The organism is Frondihabitans sp. 762G35, from assembly GCF_002074055.1.
GTDB lineage: Bacteria > Actinomycetota > Actinomycetes > Actinomycetales > Microbacteriaceae > Frondihabitans.
Window position 1 is genome coordinate 1,829,473 of the sequence record NZ_CP014619.1, and the last position, 20,469, is coordinate 1,849,941.

At 70.0% G+C, this 20,469-nt stretch carries 19 protein-coding genes; 1 reads left to right on the plus strand and 18 read right to left on the minus strand.

The annotated features are described in order from the left end of the window. Nucleotides 1-49: 49 nt before the first annotated feature. The 17 genes from atpA to argS form a co-directional block, all read right to left on the minus strand. Nucleotides 50-1,687, minus strand: a complete 1,638-nt coding sequence (gene atpA / locus AS850_RS08765; RefSeq protein WP_119868770.1) for a F0F1 ATP synthase subunit alpha — start codon at nt 1,685-1,687, stop codon at nt 50-52. A 75-nt stretch (nt 1,688-1,762) separates the two neighbouring features. Continuing rightward, nucleotides 1,763-2,557 carry a F0F1 ATP synthase subunit delta gene (locus AS850_RS08770; protein ID WP_119868771.1) on the minus strand — a complete coding sequence of 265 codons (795 nt, stop codon included), beginning with the start codon at nt 2,555-2,557 and terminating at the stop codon, nt 1,763-1,765. 2 nt (nt 2,558-2,559) lie between these two features. Next, on the minus strand, nt 2,560-3,117 hold the full coding sequence (locus AS850_RS08775) for a F0F1 ATP synthase subunit B (RefSeq protein WP_119868772.1): 558 nt from the start codon (nt 3,115-3,117) through the stop codon (nt 2,560-2,562). Nucleotides 3,118-3,125: 8 nt separating this feature from the next. Beyond that, complete coding sequence (atpE, locus tag AS850_RS08780; RefSeq protein ID WP_119868773.1) at nt 3,126-3,362, minus strand: ATP synthase F0 subunit C; 237 nt, start codon at nt 3,360-3,362, stop codon at nt 3,126-3,128. A 48-nt stretch (nt 3,363-3,410) separates the two neighbouring features. Further along, the gene (gene atpB, locus AS850_RS08785) at nt 3,411-4,208 is read right to left on the minus strand and encodes a F0F1 ATP synthase subunit A (protein WP_442856882.1); all 798 of its coding nucleotides are present in this window, start codon (nt 4,206-4,208) and stop codon (nt 3,411-3,413) included. A 214-nt stretch (nt 4,209-4,422) separates the two neighbouring features. Continuing rightward, the gene (locus tag AS850_RS08790; protein ID WP_119868775.1) at nt 4,423-4,893 is read right to left on the minus strand and encodes a hypothetical protein; all 471 of its coding nucleotides are present in this window, start codon (nt 4,891-4,893) and stop codon (nt 4,423-4,425) included. After that, complete coding sequence (locus AS850_RS08795) at nt 4,890-6,272, minus strand: MraY family glycosyltransferase (protein ID WP_119868776.1); 1,383 nt, start codon at nt 6,270-6,272, stop codon at nt 4,890-4,892. Before AS850_RS08795 ends, AS850_RS08790 begins: the two co-directional genes overlap by 4 nt. A 10-nt stretch (nt 6,273-6,282) precedes the next feature. Next, nucleotides 6,283-6,960: an L-threonylcarbamoyladenylate synthase gene (locus AS850_RS08800; protein ID WP_119868777.1), complete on the minus strand. Its 678-nt coding sequence runs from the start codon at nt 6,958-6,960 to the stop codon at nt 6,283-6,285. A 61-nt stretch (nt 6,961-7,021) separates the two neighbouring features. Next, nucleotides 7,022-7,888, minus strand: a complete 867-nt coding sequence (gene prmC, locus AS850_RS08805) for a peptide chain release factor N(5)-glutamine methyltransferase (RefSeq protein ID WP_119868778.1) — start codon at nt 7,886-7,888, stop codon at nt 7,022-7,024. Nucleotides 7,889-7,894: 6 nt separating this feature from the next. Next, a complete protein-coding gene (gene prfA, locus AS850_RS08810; protein WP_119868779.1) occupies nt 7,895-8,977 on the minus strand; it encodes a peptide chain release factor 1 in 1,083 nt (360 codons plus the stop codon). A gap of 2 nt (nt 8,978-8,979) precedes the next feature. Beyond that, nucleotides 8,980-11,391 carry a transcription termination factor Rho gene (gene rho, locus AS850_RS08815; RefSeq protein WP_236940659.1) on the minus strand — a complete coding sequence of 804 codons (2,412 nt, stop codon included), beginning with the start codon at nt 11,389-11,391 and terminating at the stop codon, nt 8,980-8,982. 187 nt (nt 11,392-11,578) lie between these two features. Then, complete coding sequence (gene thrB / locus AS850_RS08820) at nt 11,579-12,562, minus strand: homoserine kinase (protein ID WP_119868781.1); 984 nt, start codon at nt 12,560-12,562, stop codon at nt 11,579-11,581. Beyond that, nucleotides 12,559-13,641, minus strand: a complete 1,083-nt coding sequence (gene thrC, locus AS850_RS08825) for a threonine synthase (RefSeq protein WP_119868782.1) — start codon at nt 13,639-13,641, stop codon at nt 12,559-12,561. The genes thrB and thrC overlap by 4 nt, the downstream gene beginning before the upstream one ends. Next, nucleotides 13,641-14,960 carry a homoserine dehydrogenase gene (locus AS850_RS08830; protein ID WP_119868783.1) on the minus strand — a complete coding sequence of 440 codons (1,320 nt, stop codon included), beginning with the start codon at nt 14,958-14,960 and terminating at the stop codon, nt 13,641-13,643. The genes thrC and AS850_RS08830 overlap by 1 nt, the downstream gene beginning before the upstream one ends. Next, nucleotides 14,957-16,372: a diaminopimelate decarboxylase gene (gene lysA / locus AS850_RS08835; RefSeq protein WP_119870224.1), complete on the minus strand. Its 1,416-nt coding sequence runs from the start codon at nt 16,370-16,372 to the stop codon at nt 14,957-14,959. The genes AS850_RS08830 and lysA overlap by 4 nt, the downstream gene beginning before the upstream one ends. A gap of 70 nt (nt 16,373-16,442) precedes the next feature. Then, complete coding sequence (locus AS850_RS08840) at nt 16,443-17,210, minus strand: LmeA family phospholipid-binding protein (RefSeq protein WP_119868784.1); 768 nt, start codon at nt 17,208-17,210, stop codon at nt 16,443-16,445. A gap of 4 nt (nt 17,211-17,214) precedes the next feature. Further along, nucleotides 17,215-18,897 (minus strand): arginine--tRNA ligase, encoded by a 1,683-nt coding sequence (gene argS / locus AS850_RS08845; RefSeq protein WP_119870225.1) that lies wholly within the window; start codon nt 18,895-18,897, stop codon nt 17,215-17,217. Between the two features lie 98 nt (nt 18,898-18,995). Between argS and AS850_RS08850 the strand changes: the two genes are divergently transcribed. Further along, nucleotides 18,996-19,652 carry a hypothetical protein gene (locus AS850_RS08850; protein WP_119868785.1) on the plus strand — a complete coding sequence of 219 codons (657 nt, stop codon included), beginning with the start codon at nt 18,996-18,998 and terminating at the stop codon, nt 19,650-19,652. 48 nt (nt 19,653-19,700) lie between these two features. On the opposite strand, the gene AS850_RS08855 is transcribed toward AS850_RS08850, so the two are convergent. Beyond that, complete coding sequence (locus tag AS850_RS08855) at nt 19,701-20,441, minus strand: gamma-glutamyl-gamma-aminobutyrate hydrolase family protein (RefSeq protein WP_119868786.1); 741 nt, start codon at nt 20,439-20,441, stop codon at nt 19,701-19,703. Nucleotides 20,442-20,469: the final 28 nt, after the last annotated feature.

Consider the following 20,469-nt stretch of genomic DNA (forward strand, 5'->3'; position numbering starts at 1 on the left):
GGGGCCCCGACTGGTGTCGAGGCCCCGGCAGCGAAGAGGATCGGTTCGGCTAGCGAGCCGACTTGACGATCTTCTCCTGGTTGACGTCGTCGGCGTCCGTCGCGGTGAACTCCTCGCGACCGACCGACGCGAGCGGCTTGCCCTCGCCCGTCTGGAACTCCTTCTTGAAGTCGTCGATGGACGACGTGAGCTCCGTGACGACCTCGTCCGAGAGGACGTTGGTCTCGCGCAGCGTCGACAGGACCTGGGTGTTGCGTCCCAGGTAGTCGAGCAGCTCGCGCTCGAAGCGCAGGATGTCGGGGACCGGCACCTCGTCGAGCTTTCCGTTCGTGCCGGCCCAGATCGAGACGACCTGGTCTTCCACGGGGTACGGCGAGTACTGCGGCTGCTTGAGGAGCTCGGTCAGGCGGGCACCGCGGGCGAGCTGGCGGCGGCTGGCCTGGTCGAGGTCGGACGCGAACATGGCGAACGCCTCGAGCGAGCGGTACTGCGCGAGTTCGAGCTTCAGGGTGCCCGAGACCTTCTTGATCGACTTCACCTGCGCGTCGCCACCGACGCGCGACACCGAGATGCCGACGTCGACCGCGGGGCGCTGGTTGGCGTTGAAGAGGTCGGACTGGAGGAAGATCTGGCCGTCGGTGATCGAGATCACGTTGGTCGGGATGTACGCCGAGACGTCGTTCGCCTTGGTCTCGATGATGGGCAGACCCGTCATCGACCCGGCGCCGAGCTCGTCGGACAGCTTCGCGCAACGCTCCAGCAGACGCGAGTGCAGGTAGAAGACGTCACCCGGGTAGGCCTCGCGTCCCGGCGGACGGCGCAGGAGCAGCGACACGGCACGGTAGGCCTCGGCCTGCTTCGACAGGTCGTCGAAGATGATGAGGACGTGCTTGCCCTCGTACATCCAGTGCTGGCCGATGGCCGAGCCGGTGTAGGGCGCGAGGTACTTGAAGCCGGCCGGGTCGGAGGCGGGGGACGCGACGATGGTCGTGTACTCCATGGCTCCGGCGTCTTCCAGCGCACCCTTGACGGAAGCGATGGTCGAACCCTTCTGACCGATGGCGACGTAGATGCAGCGGACCTGCTTGTTCGTGTCGCCCGACTCCCAGTTGGCCTTCTGGTTGATGATCGTGTCGATCGCGATGGCCGTCTTGCCGGTCTGGCGATCGCCGATGATCAGCTGGCGCTGGCCGCGACCGATGGGGATCATGGCGTCGATCGCCTTGATGCCGGTCTGCATGGGCTCGTGCACCGACTTGCGCTGCATGACGCCGGGAGCCTGGAGCTCGAGGGCGCGGCGACCGGACGACGCGACCTCGCCGAGGCCGTCGATGGGGTTGCCGAGGGGGTCGACGACGCGGCCGAGGTAGCCGTCTCCCACGGGGACGGAGAGGACCTCACCCGTGCGCGTGACCTCGAGGCCCTCGTCGATCCCGGAGAACTCACCGAGGACGATGACACCGATCTCGTCTTCGTCGAGGTTCTGGGCGAGGCCCAGGGTGCCGTCGGCGAAGCGGATGAGCTCGTTCGCCATGACGCCGGGGAGACCCTCGACGTGGGCGATGCCGTCGGCGGCGTCGATGACGTGGCCGACCTCGGTCGTGGTCGTCTGCGAAGGCTCGTACGCCGAGACGAAGTCTTTGAGGGCGTCGCGAATCTCATCGGGGCTGATCTTGATGTCTGCCATTGTGATTCCTATTCGTTTCGAGGCAGGTGCCCCGAGTCAGTGATGTAGCGCGCGGGTTGTAGCGGTGACTCGGCCTCAGCCGGCGAGCTGGAGGCGGAGTTCGGAGAGCTTGGTCGCGACGCTACCGTCGATGACCTGGTCGCCGACCTGGACACGGAGACCTCCGAGGATCGACGGATCGATCACGAGGTTCACGCGAAGGCTACGACCGAACTGCTTGGCGAGACCGCGCTCGAGCCGCTGGATCTGCTCGGCAGCGACGGGCACGGCGCTCGTGACGACGGCTACCAGTTCGTTCGACTGGTCGGCGACGATCGCGGCGGCGTTCCGCAGGAGCTCGCCGATGCGGCGACCGCGAGGCTGCTGGACGAGCTGCGAGACGATGGAGATCGTCTGCTGGGAGGCTTTGCCACCCAGGAGCCGCTGCACCAGCGCCGCCTTGGCCGGACCGTCGCTCAACTTCGTTCCGACGGCGAGCTCGAGGCTCGAGTCGGACGAGACGACCTCGCCGAAGGAGAACAGTTCGCTCTCGATCTGGAGATCGGCCGGGGCGCTGGAGGCGATGGTGCGGATGCCGATCTCCTCGATGCCGGCGAGGAGGTCGCCGTGAGACGACCAGCGGCTGCCGACGATGGAGGTCAGCAGGGCCCTCGCGGGCTCTCCGAACTCACCGAAGACCCGATCGAGGAACCTCTTCTTGTCGGCCACGTCTTCTGACGGGTCGGCGAGGTAGGACTGCAGCTTCGACGAGGAGCCGATGATGCGCCCCGCGTTGAGCAGCTGTTCTCCGGTGGCCAGGTCGGCCGAGCCACCGAGGTCGGCGAGCACGCCGCGCGCTGACGCGACAGCCTCTCTGGTCATGGATCCCATCGTCAGTTGCCCGCCTTCGACGCTTCGTCGGCCTCGAGGTCGGCCAGGAAGCGGTCGACGATGGCCGATGCCCGACGGTCGTCGGTGAGGCTCTCGCCGATGACGCCCGACGCGAGGTCGATCGCCAGCGAGCCGACCTCGCTGCGGAGCGAGACGAGAGCGCTCTGACGCTCGGCCTCGATCTGAGCAGCGGCGTTGGCCGTGATGCGGTCGGCGTCGGCCGAGGCCTGCGCCTTGACGTCGTTGGCGATGCGCGTCGCATCGGCACGGGCCTGCTCGCGGATCTTGGCCGCTTCGGCACGCGCGTCGGCGAGCTGCTTGTTGTACTCCTCGAGGGCTGCGGCAGCCTCGGCCTGAGCGTTCTCGGCCTTCTTGATGCCGCCCTCGATGACCTCGGCGCGCTCGTCGAGGAGCTTGTTCATCCGAGGCAGCACGAGGGTGAGGAACACGACCAGGATGACCACGAAGCACACGCCACCCCAGAGGAGGTCGGGCAGTGCGGGGATGAGCGGGTTGTGTGCCTCACCCGCCGCTACCACGAGTGTGTCTGCAGTGAGCATCGGGGGCCTTAGTTCGTGAAGATGAAGTACGTCGCGATACCGATGAACGCCAGTGCCTCGGTGAAGGCGATACCGATGTACATGAGGACCGTGAGACGGCCCTGGAGCTCGGGCTGGCGGGCGACGGACTCGATCGTCTTGCCGACGACGATGCCCACGCCGATGGCCGGGCCGATCGCCGCGAGGCCGTAACCGACCGTCGCGATGTTTCCGTTGATTGCAGCGAGAACGGTTGTTGCGTCCACGTGTGTTTCCTTCCGTGATGGCGGATCGGGCGGATGCCCGGACCGTTGTTAGTGTTCGTCGTTCAGCGCGAGCTGAACGTAAACAGCGGTGAGCAGCGAGAAGACGTAGGCCTGGAGGATCGCCACGAAGATCTCGAACAGGGTGAAGACGAAGCCGAAGGCGAGCGTTCCGATGCCGAACAGCGCGAAGAGGTTGTGCGACTCGAAGAAGAAGAACGACGTCGCGGTGAAGAAGAGCACCAGCAGGAGGTGCCCGACGACCATGTTCATGAGGAGTCGGAGGGTCAGCGTGATCGGCCGGAGGACGAACGTCGAGACCAGCTCGATCGGGAACACGATGACGTAGAGGAACCACGGGACGCCGGGCGGGAAGAGCGAGTTGCGGAGGAACGTGCCCGGGTGCTTCTTTAGGCCCGCGTAGATGAACGTGACGTACGCGACGATGGCGAGGATCAGCGGCACGCCGATGACCGACGTACCCGCGATGTTGAACCCGGGGACGATGCCCGTCAGGTTCATGAACAGCACCATGAAGAACACGGTCGTCAGCAGCGGCAGGAAGCGACGGCCGTCTTTCTTGCCGAGGATGTCGTCGGCGACGTTGCCCCGCACGAAGTCCAGGCCCATCTCGATGACGCTCTGGAAGCGGCCCGGAACGAGCTTCATGCTCCGCGTGCCCAGCCAGAACAGCAGGATGACGAGGATGGTTGCGAAGAAACGAGCGAGCGTGATGCGAGTGATCTCGAACGGCGTGCCTGCGAAGAGAAGGACCGACGGGAAGAACTCGTCGATCGATGGGCCCTGGAAACCCCCGCTGCTATCGCTCGCGGCAGCGAGAGGATGCAACAGGGTGATGGCGTTAGCTAACAGCGCTATCTCCTGATTCGGGACGCGGGCACTCGGCGACTTTCGATCTGCACAAGGATTTCAGCAGACCGTCGGCACCGCGAGACGCGGCGATGATCTATGGGGAAGCGACCCTTCGGCAGTGAACAGGCCGGGGACACGAACACAGACAGCCTATCAACAGAAATGGTCGCGGACGAACCATCGTGGGCGGTCAGAGGCCTTTTTCTTCGCGGTTTGCACGGTCTGCATCACCCGGGAGGGAGATGTCGCTGACGTACGGCATCCGTGATCGGCTGACGACGAGCACGTCGACGACGAGGCTCCCGATGACGCCCGCCACGATGCTCAGGAAGAGCACGAGCGTGTTGACCCAGGGCTGATCCTTGAGCAGGATCACGATGACCAGGAACACGATGAACTTGAGCAGCCAGCCCCCGAGAACGATGCCGAAGAAGGCGCCGCTGATGAGGGTGCCGCCGGAGACGCGGAGGCCCAGCAGGATGCTCGCCGCGGTGAGACCCGTGAAGACGAGCGCCAGCGCCGTCCCGATGAGGGCACCCACGATCCCCTCGACCCCGAAGGCGAGCCCGCCGACCACGCAGCCGACCACCGCGATGGCGAGGGCCAGGAGGCTCCCCAGCCGGATGATCGAGGTGAAGACGCGGTTGTTGGCGGGGTTCATGCGGATCTCTCTGTGTCGGTGAGCGTCGTTCGCTCACCCGTCGGTGCGGTCGGCGCGGGCTCCTGCGGTCCGGAGCGGTCCGCACCCGCGGCGGGGCGACCCGCCTGCTCCGCGGAACCGCTGTGGAGGGCCGTGATGGCCACGCGCTCGTCGTCGAGGGTCGGCTTCGGCGAGACGGCGACGCGCCGGCCCTCCTCGTCGAGCGGATCGAAGCGCGTCACGTCGGCGCCGGAGGCCGACTCGGGCGGCGCGCTCTGCACGGCGATCTCGACGCGCTTGCGCCGGCTCAGCGGAGCGAGCGTCAGGCCCGTGCAGATCACCAGCCCCACGATCAGGAACACGATCACGAGGTGCGCCGGCACGAACACGAAGAGCAGGCAGCCGACCGAGACGACTGCGGTCCAGCCGTAGAAGATCAGGACGGCGTGGAAGTGGGAGTGCCCCATGTCGAGCAGGCGGTGGTGGAGGTGCTTCCGGTCGGCGCTGAACGGGGACTTGCCGGCGCTCACACGGCGGAGGACCGCGAGTCCGAAGTCGAGCAGCGGGACGATCAGGATCGCGAACGGCAGCAGGATGGGGATGAACACCGGCAGGAGCGTCGTCTTGTCGGTCGTCGCGGGGTCGATGTTGCCCGTGACGGAGATCGCGCTCGTCGCCATGATCATGCCGGTCAACAGGGCGCCGGCGTCACCCATGAAGAGCTTCGCGGGATGCCAGTTGAGCGGAAGGAAGCCCACGGCGGCACCGATGAGGACGGAGGTGAGGAGCGCCGCGAGGTTGAAGTACTCGTACTCCGAGGCTCCTGCGAGCACGAAGCTGTAGATGAAGAAGACGCCGTTGGCGATGATCGTCACACCCGCGACCAGTCCGTCGAGGCCATCGATGAAGTTGACGGCGTTCATGACGAGGACGATGGCGAGCACCGTGAGGATGAGGGACATGTAGCTGGAACCGACGGTGAGGCCGCCGATCGGCAGCGACACGAGCTGGACCCCCTGCCAGGCGAGGAGCCCGGCCGCGATGATCTGGCCGGCGAGCTTCGTCATCCAGTCGAGATCCCAGAGGTCGTCGATGACTCCGATCACGACGATGATGGCCGCGGCGCCGAGGATGGCGATGATGTGGCCGGGCTCCGCGAAGACGAGGCGGAAGTAGTCGACCTGCGATATCAGCGGGAAGACGAGCCACGCGGCCAGGAGGGCGACCACGATCCCGGCGAACATCGCCACTCCCCCGAGCCGCGGCGTCGGGTTGACGTGGACGTCGCGCTCCCGGATCTTCGGGGCGAGGCGGTACTTCGTTCCGAGCCGCCAGGCCAGGACCGAGAGAGCGAAGCTCACGACGGCCGAGATGGCGGCCGCCAGGAGGTAGTACCTCACCGGGGGGACCTCATACGACGACGTCGTTCCCGGCCACGCGGCGGATCTCGTCGTCGGAGATGACCCCGTGCCGGACGATGCGCAGCACGCCCTCGTCGGCCGCGGTGGCGTCGACGATGGTGGAACCGGAGTTGGCGCCGGGGCGCCGCTCGTAGCCGGTGCCGACCGTGCCGCCGTCGAGGTAGATCTCGACCGAGTCGCCCAGCATCTCGCGGGCCTCGGCGGCGGTCGTGGCGGCCGGGAGACCGGTCTTGTTGGCGCTGGAGACGGCGAGGGGACCCGTCTCCTCCAGCAGCTCGAGCACGAGCTTGTTGCTCGGCATGCGCAGGGCGACGGTGCCTCGCGTCTCTCCCAGATCCCAGACGAGCGAGGGCTGCGCCCGCAGGATGACGGTCAGCCCACCGGGCCAGAACTCGTCGATGAGCGGCTGCACGAGGTCGGGCACGGTCTCGGTCAGCGCCTGGAGCGTCGCGGGCCCCTTCACGAGCACGGGGGGCGGCGACTGGCGCGACCGGCCCTTCGCGTCGAGCAGTCGCTGCACCGCGAGAGCGTCGAACGCATCGGCCGCGATGCCGTAGACGGTGTCGGTGGGGATGACGACGAGCTCGCCGCGGGCGATCGCGCCGCGCGCGAGGCGCATACCGGTGAGGAGTTCTGCGTCGACGGCGCAGTCGTAGAGGGAAGCCATGGCCTCGCAATTGTAGTCCGCCGAGCCGGAACCGCCGCTGAGGGCTCGCCCGGAGCGGTTCTCAGCGGACGGCGGTGGTGGCGCGATCCCGCCGGGTGAGGTCGAGGTGGGTGGCGGCGAGGCGCCAACCGTCGCGGGTGAGCAGGTCTCGGATGGCGGCACCCTGCTCCTCGCCGTGCTCGATCACCAGGGTGCCGCCGGGCTGCAGGAGCCGCAGCGCCCGGGCGGAGAGGGAGCGTACGACGTCGAGGCCATCCGCTCCCCCGAACAGGGCGAGGTCGGGGTCGAACAGCCGCACCTCGGGATCGCGTGGCACCATCCCGACCGGGATGTACGGCGGGTTGGAGACGACGACGGACACGGAGCCGTCGAGTTCCGGCAGGGCGTCGGCCAGGTCGCCGACGACGAGGTCGACGCGCGCACCGGTGGAGGCGATGTTGCGGGCGGTCCAGACGGCCGCCTCCGGCGACAGCTCGACGGCGAAGACGTGCGCGTGCGGGACCTCCGTCGCCAGGGCGAGGGCGAGCGCCCCGCTGCCGGTCCCGAGGTCGACCGCGATCGGCGACTCCTGCGGCGCCGCTCGGAGGGCGTCGATGGCGATCTGCGCGACGCCCTCGGTCTCGGGGCGCGGGACGAAGACACCGGGGCCGACGTGCAGCTCGAGAGAGCGGAACGGGGCGAGACCGGTGATGTGCTGCAGCGGCTCCCGGGTGGCGCGACGGGACACGAGGTCGTCGAATCGCGCGGCGTCCGCGCGGTCGAGGGCCGTGCCGATGACCTCCTTCGTCGCGACCTCGCCCCGGGAGAGTCCGAGGACGTGACCGAGGAGGAGCGCCGCGTCGACGTCCGGCTGCGGGATCCCCGCCTCGGAGAGCACGGATCGCGCCGACCCGAGGGCCGACGCGATCGTCGTCGCGGCAGGAGTCACGGCTCGCTACTCGCCCGTGTCGCCGATGTCTGCGAGGCGTGCCTCTTCGTCGGCCTGGATGCACGACTCGATGACCGGCTCCAGGGCCCCGTCCATCACGGCGTCGAGGTTGTACGCCTTGTAGCCGGTCCGGTGGTCGGCGATGCGGTTCTCCGGGAAGTTGTACGTGCGGATGCGCTCCGAGCGGTCCATCCCGCGGATCTGGCTCTTGCGCGCGTCGGACGCGACCGCCGCCTGCTCCTCCGCCTGGCGGGCGAGGATGCGGGCGCGCAGGACGCGCATGCCGGCCTCGCGGTTCTGGAGCTGGCTCTTCTCGTTCTGCATGGCCACGACGATCCCGGTCGGGAGGTGCGTGATGCGGACCGCGGAGTCGGTCGTGTTGACCGACTGACCGCCGGGACCGGAGGAGCGGTACACGTCGATCTTGAGGTCGTTCTGATTGATCTCGACCTCCTCGGGCTCGTCCACCTCGGGGAAGACGAGAACGCCCGTCGTCGACGTGTGGATGCGGCCCTGCGACTCGGTCGCCGGGACCCGCTGCACGCGGTGGACGCCACCCTCGTACTTGAGGTGCGCCCAGACGCCCTGCGCGGGATCCGAGGTGTTCGACTTGATCGCCACCTGGACGTTCTTGTAGCCGCCCAGGTCGGATTCGTCGCGCTCGAGCAGCTCCGTCTTCCAGCCCTTGGACTCGGCGTAGTGCGAGTACATGCGCAGGAGGTCGGCCGCGAATAGCGCGCTCTCGGCACCGCCCTCGCCGCCCTTGATCTCCATGATCACGTCGCGGCCGTCGTCGGGGTCGCGCGGGATGAGGAGGCGACGCAGCTTCTCCTGCGCGGTGTCGAGGATCTCCTCGAGCGCCGGGACCTCCTCGGCGAAGGCCTCGTCCTCGCGGGCGAGCTCGCGCGCCGCCTCAAGGTCTTCGTCGGCCTGCTTCCAGGCGGCGTGGGCGGCGACGATCCGGCTCAGCTCGGCGTAGCGCCGGTTGATCTTCTTCGCCCGGGCCGCGTCCGCGTGGACGGCAGGATCAGCGAGCTGATTCTGCAGATCCTCATGCTCGGCCAGCAGCACCGCCACCGACTCGAACACGCTCAGTCCTCCTTGTGGCCGTTGGCCGCAGGCACCGACTTCTGGACCTGCACGAGGAACTCCACGTTCGACTGCGTCTCCTTGAGGTTCCGCAGCACGATCTCGAGAGCCTGCTGCTGGTCGAGCCCGGCGAGGGCTCGGCGCAGGCGCCACGTGATCTTGACCTCGTCGGGGCTGAGCAGCATCTCCTCGCGGCGCGTGCCGGAGGCGTTGACGTCGACGGCGGGGAAGATGCGCTTGTCGGCCAGGTGGCGCGAGAGACGGAGTTCCATGTTGCCGGTGCCCTTGAACTCCTCGAAGATCACCTCGTCCATCTTCGAACCGGTCTCGACGAGAGCCGTGGCGAGGATGGTGAGCGAGCCGCCGTTCTCGATGTTGCGGGCGGCTCCGAAGAAGCGCTTCGGCGGGTAGAGCGCCGACGAGTCGACACCGCCCGAGAGGATGCGGCCGGAGGCAGGAGTGGCGAGGTTGTAGGCGCGTCCGAGGCGGGTGATCGAGTCGAGGAGCACGACGACGTCGTGACCGAGCTCCACGAGTCGCTTGGCGCGCTCGATGGCGAGCTCCGCGACGGTGGTGTGGTCCTCCGCGGGACGGTCGAACGTCGAGGCGATGACCTCGCCCTTGACCGTCCGCTGCATGTCGGTGACCTCTTCGGGCCGCTCGTCGACGAGGACGACCATGAGGTGGACCTCGGGGTTGTTCTTCGCGATGGAGTTGGCGATCGCCTGGAGCACGAGCGTCTTGCCGGCCTTCGGCGGGGAGACGATGAGGCCGCGCTGACCCTTGCCGATGGGCGACACGAGGTCGATGATGCGCGTCGAGAGCTTGCCGGGCTCGGTCTCGAGGCGGAGTCGCTCCTGCGGGTAGAGCGGCGTCAGCTTCGAGAACTCGACGCGCTTCGACGCCTCATCGACCGTCTGGCCGTTGACCGAGTCGATCCGCACGATGGCGTTGTACTTCTGGCGGCCCTGCTGGCTCTCGCCCTCGCGGGGCTGGCGGATGGCGCCGACGACGGCGTCGCCCTTGCGGAGGTGGTACTTCTTCACCTGACCGAGCGAGACGTACACGTCGCTCGCACCCGGCAGGTAGCCGGTGGTGCGGACGAACGCGTAGTTGTCGAGCACGTCGAGGATGCCCGCGACCGGGATGAGGACGTCGTCCTCGGTGATCTCGGGCTCGTCGATGTCGCTCTGGCTCGAGCGTCCGCGCTTGCGATCGCGCTGGCGATTGCGACCGCGGCCGCCCTCGCTGTCGTCGCGCTGCTGCTGGGCCTGGCTCTGGTTGTTCTGGCCACCCTGCTGGCGACGGTCGTCGTCGATCTCGGGAGCGCTCTGCGGCGCCTGGCCGGAGCCCGCCTGCTGGGGGCTCTGCGGGGCCTGCTGCGCGGCGTTCTGGCCGTTCTGCTGGCCGTTGTTCTGCTGGCCGCCGCTGTTCTGGCCGCCGTTGTTCTGGCCGCCGTTGTTCTGGCCGCCGTTGTTCTGGCCGTTCTGCTGGCCACCGTTCTGGCCGCCGCGGTTGCGGTTGCGGTTGCGCCGCCCGCCACCGGAGGACTGCTCGCCCTGGCCCTGCTGACCGTTCTGGGGCTGCTGGGCGTTCTGGCTCTGCTGGCCGTTCTGCGGCGTGCCCTGGTCGGCCTGGTCGCCGGCGCCGGCGGCCTCGTCGACGCGGTCGGCGGCGGCCTCGGCGGCCGCCTCCGCTTCGCGCTGCTCCCGCAGGCGGGCCTGCTCGGCGCGCGTGCGGTCGGCGCGGGACTGGCGCGGCGGGAGGTCGAGCGTGATGTCGGGGGTGGTCTCGGCGGGCTTCTCCGAGATCGCCTGCGGCGAGCCGCCGGCATCGGTCGCGCGACGCGAGCCGCGACGGCGACGCGACGAGCCTTCGCTCGGAGCGGCCTCGGTGGCCTCGGTCGAGTCGGCGGCGGCCGGCTCGGCTGCCGGGGTGTCCGTGGACACGGGGACCGCCGAGGGGACCTCGGTCGGGAGCTCGAGGAGCGGGGAGACGCCCGACTCGGCCTGGTTGGCGTGGCCGGCGGCGGCGCGCGGCTCGGGTGCCCCGGCGGCGGCGGTCGCGCGACGAGGGGCTCGCTTCGCCCGAGCGGGCGCTGCGGCGGGAGCCTCGGTCGCGGCTTCGGCGGGGGCGCTGGCGTCGGCGGGAGACTCCTGCGCGACCGCGTAGTCCGAGGCGGGAGCCTCGTCGACGGTGGACTCGGCGGCGGGCTCGGCGTCGACCGGCGCATCGACGCCTCCGCGACCCTGCGCGGCGGCGATGGCGGTGACGAGGTCGCCCTTACGGAGCTTGGAGATACCGCTGATGCCCAGCGTCGAGGCGAGGGCCTGGAGCGCGGGGAGTCGGAGCGCCGTGAGGTCTGCGGTGGAATCGGTGCTCGAGGCAGGGGTTCCGGGGGTGATGTCGGTCAAGGGTGTGGTTTCCTTTCGCTCCCCCGCGAAGAAGGCGGGGCTGAGCAGGTCGTGCCTCTGGCAACGACCGGGCGCGTTCCCGGCTGGCAGGAAGTGCCGCATTCGAAGGAGCTGTACGGATGCACAACCGGTCAAGAATGAGACGAGCGCATGGGTGAATACAGAAGGTGAACTAGCAACCCGGGCTTCACGAGGGTGGAACGGACGTGGTTTCTACCGGGTGCGGCACCACTGTAGCACCCTTGAGATCGACGGCCAGCATCAGCGCGCGCCATGTCGAGACGGAGTGCTCGTCGACCAGGGAGGCCGCGAAGAGGCGCTGGGCGGGGTCGCTGCCGAGGACGAGCAGCGACGGGCCGGCACCCGAGACGACGGCCGCGAGCCCCGCGTCGCGGAGCATCCGGATGAGGACGTCGGTCTCGGGCATGGCGCTCGCGCGATAGCTCTGGTGGAGGCGGTCCTCCGTCGCGGCGAGGAGCAGCTCGGGGCTCTGGATGAGCGCCGCCACGAGGAGCGCCGAGCGCGAGACGTTGAACGTGGCGTCCTCGTGGGGCACCGAGGCGGGCTGCAGGCTCCGCGCCAGCTTCGTCGAGAGCGTCGACTCCGGCACGAAGACGACGGGCGAGACGCCGCGGTGCACCAGCAGCCGCTTGTGCGAGGGGCCCTCCGACGTCGTCCAGGCGATGGTGAGACCTCCGAAGAGAGCCGGAGCCACGTTGTCGGGGTGTCCTTCGAGCTCCGTGGCGAGCCGGAGCAGCGTGGACGCGTCGACCTCGACGATGCCCTCCAGCAGACCCTTCGCGGCCATGATGCCGGAGACGATCGCCGCGGCGGACGAACCGAGGCCCCGGCCGTGCGGAATGGCGTTCGTCGCGCGCAGCTCCAACCCGGGCACCTCCTGCCCCAGGGCCTCGAACGCGTAGACGATGGCCTGGACGACGAGGTTCGAGGAGTCGGTGGGGACCTCGCCGGCGCCGACGCCGGTGACGTGCACCGCGACTCCTGCGCCCGGGGTCGCCGTCACGACGAGCTCGTCGTAGAGCGAGAGCGCGATGCCGAGCGTGTCGAAGCCAGGGCCGAGGTTCGCCGAGGTCGCGGGGACCTTGACGAGCACGCGCCGCCCGACGACGGTCGGCGGGGCCGCCGCGTGCCCCGCAGGGCCCGTGGTCATCGGGTGGCTCGCACCAGTCCGAGAACGCCGGCGACCTCGTCGGTGTCGACGGCGACGACGGTCGGCGTGACCTCGCTGCCGTCGGCTCGCTTGAGAGCCCACTGGGGATCCTTCAGGCCGTGGCCCGTCACCGTGAGGACGACGGTGGCGCCCTTCGGGATCTGGCCGGCGTCGGCGCGCTCGAGAAGACCGGCGACGCTGATCGCGGAGGCCGGCTCGACGAAGATGCCCACCTCCTGCGAGAGGATTCGCTGCGCGTCGAGGATCGCCGCGTCTTCGATGGCGCCGAAGTAGCCGTCGGTGAGCTCGCGGGCCTCGAGGGCGAACTGCCACGAGGCCGGGTTGCCGATCCGGATGGCGCTGGCGATGGTCTCCGGGTGCTTGACGACGGAGCCGCCGACGATGGGGGCGCTGCCCGCGGCCTGGAAGCCGAACATGCGCGGCAACTTCGTGGTGCGGTTCGCCTCGAGGTCTTCGCGGTAGCCGCGCGTGTAGGCGGTGTAGTTGCCCGCGTTGCCGACCGGGAGGAAGTGGAAGTCGGGAGCGTCTCCGAGCACGTCGACGACCTCGAAGGCGCCCGTCTTCTGGCCCTCGATGCGGTCGTTGTTGACGGAGTTGACGAGGTGCACCGGGTAGTTCCTGGCGAGGTCGCGCGCGATGTCGAGACAGTCGTCGAAGTTGCCCTGGATCTGCAGGAGCTGCCCGTTGTGCGCGACGGCCTGGCTCAGCTTCCCCATGGCGATCTTGCCCTCGGGGACGAGCACGGCCGCCGTGATGCCGGCGTGCGCCGCGTACGCGGCCGCCGAGGCCGAGGTGTTGCCGGTCGACGCGCAGATGACGGCCTTCGCGCCGTGTTCGACGGCCTTGGAGATGGCCATGGTCATGCCGCGGTCCTTGAACGACCCGGTCGGGTTCATCCCCTCGTACTTGACGAAGACGCGCGCGCCGGTTCGGTCGCTGAGAGCCTGCGCCGGGATGAGCGGCGTGCCTCCCTCGCCGAGCGTGATGATCGGGGTGGCCTCCGTCACGTCGAGACGGTCGGCGTATTCGCGCAGGACACCCTGCCACTGGTGGGCCATCAGGCTCCTTCGACTCTGAGCACGCTCGTGACGGAAAACACGACGGCTGTGGTGGTGAGGTCGGCGACTGTCGCCGCGAGAGCGGACTCGCGGGCGCGGTGCGTTCCGATGATCAGCGTAGCGGTGGCCTGGCCCCCGGCCTCGCGTGTGACGCCCGCGGTCTGCTCGACCGTCTCGACGCTCACGTCGTGCTGAGCGAGCAGGCCGGCCACGGTCGCGAGCACGCCGGGCTGGTCGGCGACGTCGAGGGTGATCTGGTAGCGCGTGGACACCTCGGCCATCGGCAGGACGCGGAGGTTGGCGCGGTTCGACTCGGCGAGGCCGGGGCCGCCGATCACGTGCCGCCGCGCGGCCGAGACGAGGTCGCCCAGGACGGCCGACGCGGTCTCCACTCCCCCGGCTCCGGCGCCGTAGAACATGAGGTCGCCGGCGGCCTCCGCCTCGACGAACACGGCGTTCTTGGCGCCGTGCACCGCCGCGAGCGGGTGGCCGAGGGGCACGAGCGCAGGATGCACGCGGGCGGCGACCCCGTCGACGCCCTCGTCGTCCACGAGCCGCTCGCAGATCGCCAGGAGCTTCACGACGTAACCGGCCTTGCGCGCCGCGACGACCTGCTCCTGCGTGACGCCCGTGATGCCCTCGCGGTGGACGGCGACGAGCGGCACGGTCGTGTGGAACGCCAGGCTGGCCAGGATCGTCGCCTTCTGCGCCGCGTCGTACCCTTCGATGTCGGCGGTCGGATCGGCCTCGGCGTACCCGAGGGCGGTCGCCCGCTCGAGCGCCGCCTCCAGCGACTCGCCGAGGGTGTCCATCCGGTCGAGGATGAAGTTGGTGGTGCCGTTGACGATGCCCATGATCCGCTGGATCCGGTCTCCCGCGAGGCTCTCGCGGAGCGGCCGGATGATCGGGATGGCGCCCGCGACGGCGGCCTCGTAGTAGAGCTGGGCGCCGACCTGCTCCGCCGCGTCGAACAGCTCCGGCCCGTGACTGGCGAGGAGCGCCTTGTTGCCGGTCACGACGTCGGCGCCCGAGGCGAGGGCCTGGAGCACGAGGCTCCTGGCGGGCTCGATGCCCCCGATCAGCTCGACGACGATGTCGGCGCCGAGGATGAGCGACTCGGCGTCGGTCGTGAAGAGCTCACGAGGCAGGTCGACGTCGCGGCGGGCGTCGAGATCGCGCACGGCGATGCCGGTGAGCTCGAGACCCGCACCGGCGCGCCCGGCGAGTTCGCCGCCGTGCTCGAGGAGGAGGCGCGCCACCTGGCTGCCCACGGATCCGGCGCCGAGGAGGGCCACCCGGACGTTGCGATATTCGATCATGAGGTGCTTTCTGCCCGGGTGATCCCGGCGTCGCGGGCGAGGAGGTCGTCTTCGGTCTCGCCGTGCACGATCACTCGCGCTTCTCCGTCGAGGACGGCGATCACGGGGGGACGACCGACGTGGTTGTAGTTGCTGGCGAGGCTCCAGCAGTAGGCGCCGGTGACCGGGACCGCGACGAGGTCGTCGGGCGCCACGTCGCCGGGGAGGTAGTCGGCGAGGACGACGAGGTCGCCGGACTCGCAGTGCTTTCCCGCGATGCGGACGAGCGCCGGGTCGGCGCCCGAGCGGCGGCCGGCGAGCCGCACCGTGTAGTCGGCGCGGTAGAGCGCGGGGCGGGCGTTATCGCTCATTCCGCCGTCGACGCTGACGTAGCGTCGGACCGCGGTCTCCCCCGACTCCGCCGTGACCTGGACGTCTTTGATCGTGCCGACCGTGTAGAGGGTCGTGCCGGCGGGCCCGGCGATCGAGCGGCCCGGCTCGACGGCGACGGTCGGGACGGCGATGCCGAGCCGCGCGCACTCGGAGGCGACGACCTCCGCTATGCCGTCCGCGAGGTCGCCGATGTCGGCCGCGTCGTCGACGCTCGTGTAGGCGACGCCGAAGCCGCCGCCGAGGTTCAGCTCGGGGACCTCGCCGCCGTCGAGGAGGTCGGCGTGGACCTCGAGCAGGCGCCTGGCGGCCTCCGCGAAGCCGTCCGTGCCGAAGATCTGCGACCCGATGTGCGAGTGCAACCCCAGGAAACGGAGACCCGGGTGCGACCGGATGGCCCCGACGGCGTCGGCCGTGTCGCTGAGCGCGATGCCGAACTTCTGGTCTTCGCGGGCCGTGGCGAGGTACTCGTGGGTCGAGGCGTGGACGCCGCTGTTGACGCGGAGGCGCACCGGCTGGACGACGCCGTGACGAGCCGCGGCTCCGGCGATCCGCTCGATCTCGACGAGGCTGTCGATGACGATCGCACCGACGCCGATCCCGACCGCCCGGTCGATCTCGGCTCGCGACTTGTTGTTGCCGTGGAACCCGATGCGCGCGGGAGTCACGCCCGCGGCCAGGGCGACCGCCAGCTCTCCACCGGTGCACACGTCGACGCGGAGCCCGGCGGCGGTCACCCAGCGGGCGATCTCGGCCGAGAGGAACGCCTTCCCGGCGTAGTAGACGATCGCCCGGGAGCCGATGCCCGCGAGGGCGCGGTCGAACGCGGCCCGGGTCTCCTCGGCACGCGAGCGGAAGTCGGCCTCGTCGACGACGTAGAGCGGTGTGCCGAATCGAGCGGCGAGGTCGGCGGACGAGACCCCGCCGACGGAGATCACGCCGGCCTCGTCGCGCCGGGCCGAGCGCGACCAGACACGCGGGTCGAGCGCGTCGGCGTCGTCGGGGACCCGCAGCCAGGCGGGCGCGAGCGGGTTGGCTGTCACGGGCACCTCGGGAGTCGGATCGGGAGACGGACCGAGCTTATCGGGAGGGCGGCCGGGGTTCGGCCGTGTCTCACGAGCACGAGCCCGTCTCGGTCAGCCCCGCGGAGGTCAGCGGCAGGCCGGGGCTCCGCAGATCGAGGGCCAGCGACCCGTCGGCGACCGTCACGCGGCTCACCGTCGCCCCCTGAGGGAGGTAGTCGGCGGCGCAGACGTCGAAGGACAGCGTCTTGAGGTAGGTGAGGAGCGCAGCACCGGAGATGGCCGAGTTCGAGGACGAGATCGCTGCGTCGGTGGGCGTGATCCGGATGGTCTTCCCGTCGGCTGCGAGCGATGGCTTCGCCGTGACGGCCGCGGTGAGATCGAGCCCGAGGACCTTGACGGTCTTGTCGAAGACGACGTCGCCGGGTTTCAGGGTGACGCGGCCCCCGATGTCGGTGACGGCCTTCGTGGTGTTCAGGGCCTCCTGCGAGACGGTCAGGGTGGCGTCGACCGGACCCGTCGTCGCGCCGCTCTGGAGCGGCACCTGCGTCAGGTCGGCCGTGAAGGCGAGGGGGACGCCGGAGACGACGAGGTCTTCCGAGGAGAGATGGACGTCGTCGAGCGACCCTCCGAGCGCCTGCAGGATCACGGAGAAGCCGCGGATGTCGACGCCGACCCGACCTGTCGTGCCGCTCGGCAGCGACGACTCGATCTCCTTCTCGGCGCGCCCCTCCGCGTAGGACCGGGCGGCGAACTCGGCGGCCACGGCGAGCACCACCAGGACGATCAGCAGGACCGCGATCACGATGAGGGCCGTGCGGCCGCCCCGGCGACGCTTCGGGCCGTCGACGAGAGCCACTCGGCTACATCCTCTCCGGAGCGGACACGCCGAGGAGGGTGAGCCCGTTGCGGATCACCTGCCCGGCCGCGTCGTTCAGCCAGAGGCGCGTGCGGTGGAGGTCGGTGATCTCCTCGTCGCCGAGCGGCGTGACGCGGCAGGCGTCGTACCAGCGGTGGTAGGTGCCGGCGACCTCTTCGACGTAGCGCGCGACTCGGTGGGGCTCGCGGAGCTCCGCCGCCTGCTGCACGACGCGCGGCAGCTCGGACAGGGCCCCGAGGAGGGCGGCCTCGGTCGGGTGCGTGAGGAGCGAGGCGTCGAAGGCGCTTCGCTCGACTCCGGCCGCCTGGGCGTTGCGAGCGACCGCGCAGGTGCGGGCGTGCGCGTACTGGACGTAGAAGACGGGGTTGTCGTTGCTCCGGCGGGTCAGCACGTCGAGGTCGATGTCGATCGACGAGTCGATGGGCGAACGGACGAGGGCGTAGCGGCCCGCGTCGACGCCGACGGCCTCGACGAGGTCCTCCATCGTGACGACGGTGCCCGCGCGCTTCGACATGCGGACCGGCTCGCCGTCGCGGACGAGGTTGACCAGCTGGCCGATGAGGATCTCCAGGTTGACGCGCGGCTCGTCGCCGAACGCGGCGCACATCGCCATGAGGCGGCCCACGTAGCCGTGGTGGTCGCTGCCGAGCATGATGAGGTTGCGTTCGAAGCCGCGCTCGCGCTTGTCGAGGTAGTAGGCGAGGTCGCCGGCGATGTAGGCGGCTTCGCCGTCGCTCTTCACGACGACCCGATCGCGGTCGTCGCCGAACTCGGTCGTGCGGAGCCAGGTCGCGCCGTCGGCCTGATAGACGTGCCCGAGCGCGTCGAGCCGCGCGAGGGCGCGATCGACGGCCTTCGACTCGAAGAGGTCGTTCTCGTGGAAGTAGACGTCGAAGTCGACCCCGAAGTCGTGGAGAGATGCCTTGATGTCGGCGAACATGAAGTCGACGCCGACGCTGCGGAACAGCTCCTGGGCCTCCGCCCGCGGGAGGTCGGTCACGTCGCCGTCGAACGTCTCGATGACGCGCGCCGCGATCTCCTGGATGTAGAGCCCGCCGTAGCCGTCCTCCGGCGTCGGCTCGGACAGGGCCGCGGCCACGAGGCTCCGGGCGAACCGGTCGATCTGCAGGCCGTGGTCGTTGAAGTAGTACTCGCGGGTGACGAGGCCGCCGACCGCCTCGAAGACCCGGGCCAGGCTGTCGCCGACGGCGGCCCAGCGGACACCGCCGAGGTGGATGGGCCCGGTCGGGTTCGCCGACACGAACTCGAGGTTGATGGTGACGCCGTCGTAGTAGACGCCGCGGCCGTAGAGGTCGCCCTGCTCGACGATCGATTTGGCCAGGGCACCGGCGGCGGCGGCCTCGAGCGTGATGTTGATGAAGCCCGGACCGGCGACGTCGACCGCGGCGATGCCGTCCTCCTCCATCAGCTCGGCAGCGATGGCGGTCGCGAGCTCGCGGGGGTTGGTCGCGACGCGCTTGGCGAACTTCAGCGCGATGTTCGACGCCCAGTCGCCGTGGTCGCGGTTCTTCGGCCGCTCGAGGACGGCGTCGGCGATCGTGACCTCGACCGCGGGGGCCTCGGTGTCGCCGCTCTCCGCCCGTCGACGCGCGAGGACGCCCTGGACGACGGCGAGAAGGGAGGCGGAGAGTTCGGCGGGAGTCACGGTCGACAATCCTACCGGGCGGCACCTTTCCTCTCGGCGTTCTCCACAGGTGCCGTGGACTCCCCTCCCGCTCTCCGATTCCACGACAGGATGGACGCATGACCCCGGACCTCCGATCCCCGCTCGTCCGCTCGGCCGCCGGCAACCTCGTCCGCACGGCTCCCCGAAGCCCTGCCCTCCGGGCGGCCGGCGCCGCAGTCGTCGTCGCCGCCCTCACGGTCCTGACCGGCTGCACCGGATCCACCGCTCCGCGGGCGGACACCTCGGCGTCGCCGCGGGCAGGAGCCACGGGCCAGGCGTCGCCCCGTCCCTCCGGCGTCGGCGCGCTGACCTCGACCCCGCTGACGGTCCCCTGCGACGAGCTGGCCCCCGCCGCCGCCGTCTCCGCCGCGTACGGGGGCATGACCCTCGACGGCACCCCGACGGCTCCTGCCGACTCCGACGCCGCGGTCATCGAGGCCGAGGGCGGCACGGTCTGCTCCTGGACCGGGCAGGCGGGCGCCACGATGACCCTCGCCGTCGGGAGCTTCGACAAAGCGAGTCTCACGACGTTGAAGAACAGCCTGGTCACGACGAGCAACCCGGTCCCGACCTACCACGGCGAGGGCTACTTCCAGCTCGACGGCACGACGGGGATCGCCGAGGCGTTCAGCGACCCGTACTGGATCGTCGCCCTCTCCGGGACGTTCAGCGAGCCGGGCGCGGCCGAACCCCTCGTCGACCAGGCCATCTCGGCACTCGCCGCCCGGGGCTGAAGGCTTCGACGACCCTCGCGGGCCGGCTCGCAGGAGTCGCGCGCCGCCTCACGCCGCGCGGACCTGCTCGCCGAGGTGGTCGAGCAGCCGGAGCAACTGCCCGGCGGGAGCCTTGCGATCCTCCGGGTGCCACTGCACGCCCGTGATCGGGGCCGTGTCGTGCTCGACGGCCTCGACGACGCCGTCGCTCGCGCGCCCGACGACCCTCAACCCCTCGGCGACCGTACCGAGGGCCTGGTGGTGGGCGCTCTGCACCCCGATCGACTCGCCGAGGACGGCGGCCAGGCGGCTGGTGGTGCCGAGGTCGACGGAGTGAGCGTGCATGAGCTCCTCGACCGGTGCGCCCGTGTTCCGGTGCTGGGTCTCTCCCGGGATGTGCTGGAGGAGCGTCCCGCCGAGCGCGACGTTGATGAGCTGGTGACCGCGGCACACGCCGAGCAGTGGGGTGCCGCGACGCAGGGCCCGATGGACCGCCGCGATCTGGCCGGAATCGGCCTCCTCGTAGTGGCGCCCCTCCTCCTGGTAGCCCGAGTCGCCCCCGTACCACTCGGGGGCGAGGTCCTCGCCGCCCATCAGCACGACGGCGTCGGCCGCATCCGTGGCGCGCAGCAGCTCCTGCTCGCCGAGGTCGGCGGCGGCGAAGCGTTCCGACTCCCAGCCGGTCACCTCGGCCAGGGCCGCGATGCGCGCGTTCAACGTGTCGACGTAGGCGTGATACGAGGGAGCGTGCGGCCGGAACCGGGTCACTTCGATCACCGCCAGACGAGGACGGGCTGAGGGCGAGGTCATGTGTCGATTCTCACCGGAACGGAACCCG

Excerpts from the sequence above, each read along its gene's own strand:
- atpA (WP_119868770.1), bottom strand. The coding sequence starts at position 1,687 with ATGGCAGACATCAAGATCAGCCCCGATGAGATTCGCGACGCCCTCAAA.
- AS850_RS08770 (WP_119868771.1), bottom strand. The coding sequence starts at position 2,557 with ATGGGATCCATGACCAGAGAGGCTGTCGCGTCAGCGCGCGGCGTGCTC.
- AS850_RS08775 (WP_119868772.1), bottom strand. The coding sequence starts at position 3,117 with ATGCTCACTGCAGACACACTCGTGGTAGCGGCGGGTGAGGCACACAAC.
- AS850_RS08790 (WP_119868775.1), bottom strand. The coding sequence starts at position 4,893 with ATGAACCCCGCCAACAACCGCGTCTTCACCTCGATCATCCGGCTGGGG.
- AS850_RS08800 (WP_119868777.1), bottom strand. The coding sequence starts at position 6,960 with ATGGCTTCCCTCTACGACTGCGCCGTCGACGCAGAACTCCTCACCGGT.
- thrB (WP_119868781.1), bottom strand. The coding sequence starts at position 12,562 with ATGACCACGGGCCCTGCGGGGCACGCGGCGGCCCCGCCGACCGTCGTC.
- thrC (WP_119868782.1), bottom strand. The coding sequence starts at position 13,641 with ATGGCCCACCAGTGGCAGGGTGTCCTGCGCGAATACGCCGACCGTCTC.
- AS850_RS08830 (WP_119868783.1), bottom strand. The coding sequence starts at position 14,960 with ATGATCGAATATCGCAACGTCCGGGTGGCCCTCCTCGGCGCCGGATCC.
- AS850_RS08850 (WP_119868785.1), top strand. The coding sequence starts at position 18,996 with ATGACCCCGGACCTCCGATCCCCGCTCGTCCGCTCGGCCGCCGGCAAC.
- AS850_RS08855 (WP_119868786.1), bottom strand. The coding sequence starts at position 20,441 with ATGACCTCGCCCTCAGCCCGTCCTCGTCTGGCGGTGATCGAAGTGACC.